The organism is Curtobacterium sp. MCLR17_040 (assembly GCF_003234735.1).
Taxonomy (GTDB): Bacteria; Actinomycetota; Actinomycetes; order Actinomycetales; family Microbacteriaceae; genus Curtobacterium; species Curtobacterium flaccumfaciens.
In genome coordinates, this window is sequence record NZ_QKTE01000034.1 from 1 (window position 1) to 7811 (window position 7811).

The 7811-nt window shown below is 73.2% G+C and carries 7 protein-coding genes; 2 read left to right on the plus strand and 5 right to left on the minus strand.

Annotation, left to right across the window (positions count from 1 at the left end; genetic code table 11):
* Positions 1–33: 33 nt before the first annotated feature.
* On the plus strand, positions 34–1050 hold the full coding sequence (locus DEJ01_RS17755; RefSeq protein WP_111093766.1) for a transporter substrate-binding domain-containing protein: 1017 nt from the start codon (positions 34–36) through the stop codon (positions 1048–1050).
* 232 nt (positions 1051–1282) lie between these two features.
* On the opposite strand, the gene DEJ01_RS17760 is transcribed toward DEJ01_RS17755, so the two are convergent.
* Genes DEJ01_RS17760 through DEJ01_RS17770 form a run of 3 tightly spaced genes read right to left on the minus strand, consistent with a single transcriptional unit; the run spans position 1283 to position 5030 of the window.
* On the minus strand, positions 1283–2425 hold the full coding sequence (locus DEJ01_RS17760; RefSeq protein WP_111093767.1) for an LLM class flavin-dependent oxidoreductase: 1143 nt from the start codon (positions 2423–2425) through the stop codon (positions 1283–1285).
* Positions 2422–3807, minus strand: a complete 1386-nt coding sequence (locus DEJ01_RS17765; protein ID WP_111093768.1) for an NtaA/DmoA family FMN-dependent monooxygenase — start codon at positions 3805–3807, stop codon at positions 2422–2424. The genes DEJ01_RS17760 and DEJ01_RS17765 overlap by 4 nt, the downstream gene beginning before the upstream one ends.
* Complete coding sequence (locus DEJ01_RS17770; RefSeq protein WP_111093769.1) at positions 3804–5030, minus strand: LLM class flavin-dependent oxidoreductase; 1227 nt, start codon at positions 5028–5030, stop codon at positions 3804–3806. Before DEJ01_RS17770 ends, DEJ01_RS17765 begins: the two co-directional genes overlap by 4 nt.
* Before the next feature lie 103 nt (positions 5031–5133).
* Here DEJ01_RS17770 and DEJ01_RS17775 point away from each other — a divergent pair, with 103 nt between their 5' ends.
* Positions 5134–5694: a histidine phosphatase family protein gene (locus DEJ01_RS17775; protein ID WP_111093770.1), complete on the plus strand. Its 561-nt coding sequence runs from the start codon at positions 5134–5136 to the stop codon at positions 5692–5694.
* Between the two features lie 69 nt (positions 5695–5763).
* Here the strand turns inward: DEJ01_RS17775 and DEJ01_RS17780 are convergent, their stop codons facing one another.
* The gene (locus DEJ01_RS17780) at positions 5764–6786 is read right to left on the minus strand and encodes a transporter (RefSeq protein ID WP_111093771.1); all 1023 of its coding nucleotides are present in this window, start codon (positions 6784–6786) and stop codon (positions 5764–5766) included.
* 102 nt (positions 6787–6888) lie between these two features.
* Positions 6889–7737 (minus strand): DUF1684 domain-containing protein, encoded by an 849-nt coding sequence (locus tag DEJ01_RS17785; RefSeq protein WP_111093772.1) that lies wholly within the window; start codon positions 7735–7737, stop codon positions 6889–6891.
* Positions 7738–7811: the final 74 nt, after the last annotated feature.

Here is a 7811-nt window from a genome sequence, read left to right on the forward strand (position 1 = left end):
CCCCCGATCCCCGCACGCACCCCAAGGAGAACCATGTCCACGATCACCCCCGCCCGCTGGCGCAACCGCGCCGGCTTCCTCGTCCTCGCAGCCGGCGTCGTCGTCGCCCTCGCCGGGTGCTCCGCGGGCGCTTCCGCCGACACGAGCGGCGCACCCGACGGCTCCGTCACCATCGGCGCCGCCTCGAACGGTGCGGCGAACAAGACGACCGTCGAGGTCACCGAGGACACGAAGCTGCACGACGCGCTCCCCGCCGCGGTCCGGAAGTCCGGCAAGCTCACGATCGGTGTGGGGGCCCTGCCCGCCGGGTTCCCGCCGCTCGCCTTCACCGGTGACGACCAGAAGACGATCACCGGTTCGGAGCCCGACCTCGGACGGCTCGTCGCGGCGAAGCTCGGGCTGCGCGCGGACGTGCAGAACGCCACGTGGGACAACCTGTTCGTCGGCATCGACAGCGGCAAGTACGACGCCGGCTTCTCGAACGTCACGGTCACCGAGGAGCGCAAGGAGAAGTACGACTTCGCCTCGTACCGGCAGGACAACCTGGCGTTCCAGGTGCTGGCGTCGAGCTCGCTGCGCTTCGACGGCGACCCGTCCGTGCTCGCCGGGAAGACGCTGTCCGTCAGCTCCGGCACGAACCAGGAGAACATCCTGCTCGAGTGGCAGAAGGAACTCCGGGCGAAGGGCGAGGACTTCACGATCAAGTACTACCCGGACGGCAACGCGATCAAGCTCGCGCTCGACTCGGGCAAGATCGACGCATACTTCGGCCCGAACCCGACGATCGCCTACCAGAACACGCAGAGCAAGGGCACGGCGAAGGCGACGAAGACGGCGGGCACGTACTCCGGCGCCGGCTCGTCCCTGCAGGGGCTCATCGCCGCGACGACGAAGCAGGGCAGCGGGATCGCGAAGCCCGTCGCGGCGGCGATCAACGAGCTGATCGAGGACGGCACCTACGCGAAGTGGCTCGCGGCCTACAACCTGTCGAACGAGGCCGTGAAGACGTCCGAGGTGAACCCCGAGGGCCTGCCGCTCGACAACAGCTGAGGTGTGCTGTGACACCCCCGTGGCCGTCGTGGTCGCGGGGGTGTCGTGCGTGCGGCGGTCGGGGGGAACTCCCCGCTCGACGATCGACAATCGACAATCGACAATCGACAATCGACGAGGGGAACGACTCGTGGATCGTCGGAACATGCACACGCACCCGATGCGTGCGCAACGAACGACGTCCCACCCGTCGAACGACAGGTGGGACGTCGGAACATGCACACGCATTGAGTTAGCGCGCAGCCAGAGCGGACTCCCCCTCGACGACAGGCGCCGCCCACTCCGCGGCGAGCAGCTCGTAGGAGCGCAAGCGGGCGTCGTGGTCGTGCGCGATCGTCGTGACGAGCAACTCGTCCGCGCCCGTGACCCGCCGGAGCGTCTCGAGCCGTTCCGCGACGTGTACCGGTTCGCCGACGAACCGGGTCGCGAGCCGGTCCGCCACCGACGCCTCGGCCTCAGCGGCGAGCCGCAGCTCCCGAGCCTGGTCCGGGGCGGGGTACTCGATCGCCCCGACGCCGGAGCGGATCGAGTGCACCCACTGGGCGTACCCGAGCCCGAGCTCGTCCGCCTCGGCCGCGGTCGGCGCCACGAGCACGTCGGCCGACACGATGACGTGCGGCGCGTCGAGCACGCCCGGGCGGAACGCGTCGCGGTAGGCCTGCACCGACGCCAGGACCGTGCCCGGCGACGTGTGGTAGTTCGCGCCGTAGGGCAGGCCGAGCGCGCCGGCGATCCGGGCACTCTCGCCGCCGGTGGAGCCGTGGATCCACAGCTCGACGGCGGCGCCCGCGGCCGGTGGGGCCTCGATCACCGCACCGTCCCGCGACCACGTGCCCGCGAACAGGCCGCGGATCAGGTCGAGTTCGCCCGTGAACCGGTCGACGTCGCCCGGCACCCGCCCGAGCAGTTCACCCTGCAGCGCGAACCTGCTGCCCGGCGCGATGCGGAACTCGAACGGCGCGGGGACGAGCAGGCCGTCGACGACCTGGTCGCTCCGCGGGGCGAGCGACGGCGGCTTCGGGGTGCCGGGTGCTGGTGCTCCTGAGCGGCCGAGCCCGAGGTCGATGCGCGGCCCGTACAGCGCGGCGAGCGTGCCGAAGGTCTCGGCGATCTGCAGCCCGCGGGTGTTGCCGACCAGGGTCGCGGCGCTGCCGACCCGGATGGTCGAGGTGGCTGCGGCGACTGCACCGATGACGACGGTCGGTGCGCTGCCGGCAACACCGGGGTTGAGGTGGTGCTCGGCGAGCCAGTAGCGGGCGTACCCGGCACGTTCCGCGGCGACGGCCAGGTCGACCGTGTTCGCCAGGGCCTGGGCCGGCGTCGACCCGGTGCTCACCGGGACGAGGTCGAGGACGGAGAGCGGGACGCGGCTCATGCGAGGACCCGCTGCCGGTCGAGGACCCGTCCGGGCAGGTCGAGCGTCTGGCGGAGCGTGGCGCCCTCGTCGTACGACTGCCGGTAGACGCCGCGCTCCTGCAGCAGCGGGACGACCCGGTCTACGAACTCGTCGAGCCCGTACGGGTTGGTGTGCGGCACGACGACGAAGCCGTCGGTGGCGCGCTCCTGCACGTACCGGTCGATCTCGGCGGCGATGTGAGCGGGCGTGCCGACGAAGCCGCCGCGGGTCGAGACCCGGATGGCCAGGTCACGGATCGACAGGTGTTCGGCCGCGGCGAGGTCGCGCCACGACTGCACCAGTGCGGGCACGTCGCGGGTGTGGCGCACGCGGCCACGGGTGATGTCGGCGCCCTCCAGGTCCGGCTCGATCGAGGGCAACGGCCCGTCGACGTCGTACGACGACAGGTCACGGTTCCACACCTGTTCGAGGAACGCGATCGCGGTCGCCGGGCTGACCTGTGCGCGGCGGATCGCCCGGGAACGTTCCTCGGCCTCGTCCGCCGTGTCGCCGAGCACGAACGTCGCGCCGGGCAGGATCAGCAACTCGTCCTTCGACCGCCCCACCCGCTCCAGGCGCTCGGTGACGTCGCCGTAGAAGCTCCGTGCGTCGTCGAACTCGGTGTGCAGCGAGAAGATGACCTCGGCGTTCGCGGCGGCGAGGTCGCGGCCCTCGTCGGAGTCACCGGCCTGCACGATCACCGGGTGCCGCTGAGGGCTGCGCGGCACCGGGAACGTGCCGGTCACGTCGAACTGCGGGCCGTGGTGGTCGACGTCGTGGATGCGGGAGCGGTCGGCGAACACGCCGGCGGCCAGGGTCCCGGCGGCGCCCGACCCGTTCGCCACGATCGCGTCCGACTCCCACGAGTCCCAGAGCTCGCGCGACAGCTCCACGAACTCGGCGGCTCGCGTGTACCGGTCGGCGTGGTCGAGGAATCCCCCACGGCGGAAGTTCGCACCGTGGAACGCGTCCGAGCTCGTCACGACGTTCCAGCCGGCGCGGCCGTCGGTCAGGTGGTCGAGCGTGGCGAGCTGCTTCGCGAGTTCGACGGGCTCGTTGAAGGTCGTCTGCAGCGTGCCGACGAGCCCGATGTGGTCGGTGACCCCGGCCAGCGCGGCGAGGATCGCGAGCGTGTTCGGACGTCCGACGACGTCGAGGTCGTGGATGCGTCCCTTCTGCTCGCGCAACCGCAGCCCCTCGGCGAGGAACAGGAAGTCGAAGAACCCCCGCTCGGCGTTCCGGGCGAAGTGCTCGAACGACGAGAACGCGATCTGGCTCTCGGCGCGGTCGTCGCTCCAGACGGTGGTGTTGTTGACGCCCGGGAAGTGGGCGGCGAGGTGGACCTGACGCTTGGCGCTCATGCTGAGACCCCCGAAGAGACGGAACCGACACCGGCACCGGTGACGGAAGGACGCGCGTACCGGCTGACCGCCGGGGCGATGCCGAGCCGCGTGCGCAGGTCGGCGGTGGGACGGGACGCCACGTCGGCGCGGAGCCCCGCGGTGACGAGGGCGGGGACGAGCTGCCGCGCGATGGCGGTGCTGTCGACCGGGATGCGCAGCGGACGGAGCCGGACGCCGGCGTACCCGAGGGCCCGCAGGTCCGCGATCCGTGCCACCAGGTCCGGCACCGTCGTCGCGAGGACGGACGTGTCCGACCCGGAGCCGACGGCGTACGGAGCGCCCGCTGCCGCGTCGAGCGCGGCCAGCTCGTCGGCGGCGGCTGCCGGTGACGACCCGATGAGCACCGCGAGGTCCGCGAGGACCGGACGACGAAGGTCGGACCCGGCCGCCTGCTCGGCGTCACGGACGAGGTCCAGCGCACCCCGATCCTCCAGGCCGTCGAATCCGGGCGTGACCAGCACGACGTCCGCAGCGTCCACCGCGAACGCTGCCGCGTCGGAGCGGTGCGCGAGCGCGAACACCGGCGGCCGCCCCTGCGGCGACCGCGGCACGATCGACGCGCCGTGCACCGACACGAACGAGCCGGAGAACGCCGCGTCGTGGATGCGGTCGCGGTCGATGAACCGGCCGGTCGTGACGTCGCGGATGATCGCGTCGTCGTCCCAGCTGTCCCAGAGGCGGGAGACGACCTCGGCGGCCTCGCGGGCCTCGTCGAACAACGTGGCCGCGTCGTCGCCGCCGGGGCGGCGGCCGAACAGCGCGGCCTCGCGGGTCGTCGGACTCACCTGGATCCGCCAACCGGCCCGCCCCAGCGAGACGTGGTCGAGGGTCTGGAGGCCCGTGGCGACGTGGAACGGTTCGGTGTGCGTGACCGAGACGGTCGGCACCAGACCGATCGCGCGGGTCGCGGGGGCGACCGCGCTCGCGACGAGGAGGGCATCGAGGCGGCCGACGACGGTCGACGTGTCGAGGTCGCCGTCGGGGCCGGTGGGGCCGGCGGTGAAGGAGTCCTCGAGGGTGACGGCGTCGACGCCGAGCCGGTCCTGCTCGACGACGACGTCGCGCCAGTGCCGGAGGCTCGTGAGGCGCTGTGCTGCCGGGCCGGCGGCGCGCCAGGCGGCGGGGTGCCAGCCGGCGCCCTGCAGCGCGGTGACGAGGGTGATGCGGTCGGGCACGGTCATGGGGCGACGCTAGGACGGTTCGGCCGAGCGGCGAAGCGGTGTTGCGGAACGTGACCGACGGTGTCGCCGTGTGACGCGCGGCGCACCGTGCGAGGATCGCCGGATGGTCTCGTCGTTCCTGACCCACGCTGAAGTGGTGGTCGAACCCGCGGTCCCGATCGAGTCGTGGGGGCTGTCGCCCGAGGGTCGTGTCCGGGCCGCCGCCGCACACCGGCTCGCGTGGACGCCGGGCTCCCGGCGGATCGTCTCGAGCACCGAGCGCAAGGCCGTCGAGACCGCCGACCTGCTCGCCAGCGCCGTCGGACTGCCGGTCGAGCACGACCCGCTGCTGGGCGAGATCGACCGGAGCGCGACCGGCTACCTGCCGCCGTCCGAGTTCGAGGCCGTCGTCGACTCGTTCTTCGCCTTGCCCGAGCAGTCGGTCCGCGGCTGGGAGCGGGCGATCGACGCCCAGGAGCGCATCGTCGCGGCCGTCCGCCGGCACTGCGCTACCGGCGACGTCACGATCGTGTCGCACGGCGCGGTCGGCGCGCTGCTCCTGGCCCACCTGCGCGGCGTCCCGATCACGCGCGCCCTCGACCAGCCCGGCATGGGCAGCGTCTTCCACTTCGACGCGCCCGCCTGGCGGGCGACCAGCGGCTGGAGACGCGTCCCAGCGACCTGACGGGAGGCGCGGGGCGGGGCCGCCACGGGCCTCCCGTCCGCCGCCTGCGCGGCCCGACCGCCCCGCTCGTCAGACCACGCGCGTCGCGCCCGTCACGGGGCCGGGGGCGGCGTCCTCGTCGTCGGCGTCGTGCAGGGTCCGCTCGGCCTGCCCGAGCAGGTGGTGCACGGCGAGGCCGATCGAGCGGGCACCGACGACCGCGACGAGCACGCTGAGCAGCGCCAGCAACGCGGTGGTGGGGATCCAGGCGGACGGCAGCGCGAGTGCCCGGAACCACTCCACCGCGGCGGTGGCGACCGCGGCAGCCGGGAACACGAACGACCAGAACCCGAGCGAGAACGCCAGGCGGACGTACCGCGGCAGCAGGGCCAGCTGCACGAGGACCATCAGGACGCCGAGGCCCGCGATGGCCTGCACGGGCAGGGTCACAGCACCGTCGGTGAGGGCGAACACCGACAGGGTGGCGACCGCCGGCGGCGCGACCAGGATCGCCATCGTCGGCACGAGCGGCCCCGGCAGCGCCGGTCGGAACGCCAGCCGGATGAGCAGCAGGCCGGTCATGACGCCCCAGAAGAACACGCCGACGCCGAGGGCCGGCCAGGACAGCCAGCCGACGCCGACCTCGTGCGTGGCGACCGAGGCGACCAGGGCCGCGGCGACGGTCGGCAGCAGGTAGCCGCCGTGCACGGACTCCAGGGCGAGCCGGCCCTCGAACCAGGTGCTCAGCAGCCAGGCGGCGAACCCGGCCGCGGTGGCCACGGCGGCGAGCACCACGACCTGCCCGGCGACGGGGGCGAACCGCGCGAGGTCGACGCCGAGCAGCATCGCGGTCGCGGGGACGAGCGCGGCGATCGGCCCCTGCGCCGGGTGGCGGAGCTGGTCGACGAGCCGTTCGCTGACGCGTGCGCCCCGGACGGCGTGCGCACCGAGCAGCCACACCCACGCGACGGCGGCGATCGCCCAGAACACCTGCGGCACCACAGTGGACAGGTGCAGCACGGGGGCGGCGTACGACCACGTCTCGGCGAAGCCGGCGAGGCCGAACGGGACGGCGAGGGTGTTGAGCGGGATGCGGGAGGTGGGTCGTGGCATGGCTCCCCCATTCTCGTGGACGGGTCGGCTGCGCCGGTGCGCGGCTGGGGCCGTGCGCGCCCGCGGGCCGTGCGTGCTCGGCGGGGCGTGCGTGCTCCGCGGTCAGGCTGCGGGCAGCTGCTCGCCCGCCTCGATCGCCACGTCGAGCCGGTTCTCGGCGGGCGGCAGCGGGCAGGTCGCGTGCGGTGTGTACGCGCACGGCAGGTTCGTCGCGCGGTTGAAGTCGATGCGGGTGGCACCGTCGGCATCCGGTGCAGCGATGTCGAGACTGCGGTTCGCCGCGTACGTCGTGACCCCGCTCGTGCGGTCGGTGAACAGCACGTGCAGGCCGCCGGCGTGCCCGTTGAACGCCAGGAGCGACCGCGGCCCGTCGAGGTCGAACGTCAGGACGCCGGGGGCCTCGTACACGTGCAGCAGGCCGTCGACGACGCTGCCGACGGTGACCTCGCGCGGGGTGTCGAACGGTTCGAAGTGCGCGTCCACGACGAAGCGCTCAACGGGGGCGTACGCCGGGGTGCCCTGGTAGCCGACGCGGGTCGGGTTCGACGGGTGCCGCGGGCGCAGCAGGTCACTGCCGCCGCGCCGGGCGACCTCGATCACCACGGTCTCGTCGCCGTCGCGCCACACCACGTTCGTGCTCGAGCGCTCCGGCAGCGGGCCGAACCGGTGCGTCCCGGTGACCGGCTGTCCGTCGACCTCGACGGTCTCGTCGTCGGCCAGTGCGACCACCGGGCCGTCCTCGTCCGTCGACCAGCTGCCCGGGGCGTCCTCGAACCGTTCCGGCGTCGCGGTGAGCCAGCGGATGCTCGTGATCGCGAGGAAGCCGTGTTCGCTCGCCCGGGCCTGCTCGTGGTCGTCGTGCCAGGCGGTCCATGCTTCCGCGAAGGTCGGTGCGGCCGGGGGCGTCGGGTTCGTCGTGGTGGTGTCGCTCGTCGGGGTCGTCGTGCTCATGGGTCGACCGTACGACTCGTGGCCCGGCGGCGCGACGATCGTGTCGCCGTGCGTCGGCGGGCCACGAGTCGTAC